The organism is Vibrio sp. Vb0598, from assembly GCF_033338935.1.
Lineage (GTDB): Bacteria > Pseudomonadota > Gammaproteobacteria > Enterobacterales > Vibrionaceae > Vibrio > Vibrio alginolyticus.
On sequence record NZ_JAWOTP010000063.1, the window covers coordinates 1 to 1929 of the forward strand.

General features: G+C 50.4%; 3 protein-coding genes. All 3 read right to left on the bottom strand.

All coding sequences use genetic code 11. The features are described 5' to 3' along the window. A partial coding sequence (locus tag R7Q38_RS22880) for a tRNA (cytidine(34)-2'-O)-methyltransferase (RefSeq protein WP_318114399.1) occupies positions 1-159 on the bottom strand: 159 nt, incomplete at its 3' end. A 111-nt stretch (positions 160-270) separates the two neighbouring features. Next, the gene (locus tag R7Q38_RS22885) at positions 271-879 is read right to left on the bottom strand and encodes a superoxide dismutase (RefSeq protein ID WP_318114397.1); all 609 of its coding nucleotides are present in this window, start codon (positions 877-879) and stop codon (positions 271-273) included. A 72-nt stretch (positions 880-951) separates the two neighbouring features. After that, positions 952-1929, bottom strand: a 978-nt coding sequence (gene cpxA / locus R7Q38_RS22890; protein WP_318114398.1) for an envelope stress sensor histidine kinase CpxA, incomplete at its 5' end; no start/stop codon positions are given.

The following is a 1929-nucleotide window of genomic DNA, read 5'->3' on the forward strand; positions in this document are numbered from 1 at the left end:
ATCGTGATAATCCAATCCTGCGCGGCGGCCTTTTTTCTCTTCCAGATCGAAACCCAGCGGTTCAATCAAATGCAGGTTTGCACCGCAGTTGGCACAAAGTCGAATGATGTTGCCGGTGTTCGGCGCGATTTCTGGTTCGTATAAAGCGATATCAAACATGGTATTGAAATAGAGTTGGTCAAAGAGAGGGGCAGTATATACCCAAGTGCAGCGACTTGGGTACAAAAGAGGACTTGGCGCTTATCAACCTTCCCCCTTCATCGTTAGCGGTTACACGAGCGCGCGAGCGTAGTTCTCTTCGACGGCGCGCCAGTTCACCACATTCCACCAAGCGTTGATGTATTCTGGTCGACGGTTCTGATAACTGATGTAGTACGCGTGCTCCCACACATCTAATGCAAGGATAGGCTCGCCGCGTACATCGGCCACGTCCATTAACGGGTTATCCTGATTGCTGGTGGAGGTGATGTGGATGTCGCCATCTTTCACAACTAACCATGCAAAGCCAGATCCAAACGTATTAACGGCTGCTTGAGCGAATTCGTCTTTGAACTTTTCGAAGTGACCAAACTTGTCGTTGATGGCTTGCGCAAGTGCGCCTTGTGGTTTACCGCCTCCTTCTGGCGACATGCAATTCCAGTAAAGGATGTGGTTGTAGTAGCCGCCGCCATTGTTGCGAATGGCTGGGCTATGTTGCGAAACGGCTGCGAAGATTTCGTCTAGCGATTGTGTTTCAAGATCACTGCCTTGCACGGCGGTGACGAATTTATCGAAGTAAGTCTTGTGGTGTTTGCTGTAATGCACTTCCATGGTTTTTGCGTCGATGTATGGCTCTAACGCATCGTATGGGTAAGGCAGAGCGGGAAATGTATGTGACATAGTAAATCCTCCTTAATCGGAGGATTTACTCTAATGTTAATGAAAATCATTATCAACTGAAATCTTGTAGGGTTATTTGCCTACTTTGACTAAAGGCAGCGTGATGGAGACGCGCAAACCTCCCAGTGGGCTGCGGCTCGCGACTATCGTACCGCTGTGCTGACGAATCGCACTTTCGGTGATGGTTAACCCTAATCCTGTGCCGCCAGAGTGACGATCACGAGCGGTAGACACACGATAGAATGGACGGAAAATCGCTTCTAACTCTTCATCCGGCACACCATCACCGTTGTCATCGACGGTAATCGTCAGTGTGTCAGTCTTGTCTTGAATGTCTATCTGCACTTCATCTTTTCCGTAATAAATCGCGTTGCGGATGATGTTTTCTACCGCGCTCATCAACAGTTTTGGGTTGCCTGAGATATGTCGCTCAGGGATCTCTGAATAGCGGAGTTTTTTACCCATTTGCTCGGCTTCAAACTTCGCATCTTTAATGATCTCTTCCCACAAACTTTCTATTGGCTGTGTCTCGCGTGTCATGTGGCTGTTCACCTGCATGCGCGAGAGCTCAAGCAATTCGCTGATCATCTGCTCAAGGCGCTGCGCTTCGGTATCAATGCGAACCAACTCAGGGCTGTCACCCTGTTTGCGCGTCGCTAATGCGCTGGCCATGCGCAATCGAGTGAGTGGCGAGCGTAATTCGTGAGAAATGTCCGACAGTAAACGCTGCTGACCTGAAGTCATCTGCTTCACCGCTTCGACCATTTGGTTGAAGCTGCTGCCCGCTTGACGAAATTCTGCGGTGCCTTTTTCAAGATTCGGATCGATGACGAACTCACCTTTTGCTACTCGCTGCGCGGCGGCTTCAAGGCGTCGTGCGGGTTGGCTCAGCGCCCAAGCAAGCCACAGCAGTAATGGCGTGCTCACCAGCATCACGGCCAACAGTAACTGGAATGGGTGGTCGAAGAGACGCAGCAGCAGCGGTGGTGGTTCGTTCCATTTAAAGCCAACGTACATCAGCAGTTCAGAGTCGGCCAGAACGATTGGCAC

Excerpts from the sequence above, each read along its gene's own strand:
- R7Q38_RS22885 (WP_318114397.1), bottom strand. The coding sequence starts at position 879 with ATGTCACATACATTTCCCGCTCTGCCTTACCCATACGATGCGTTAGAG.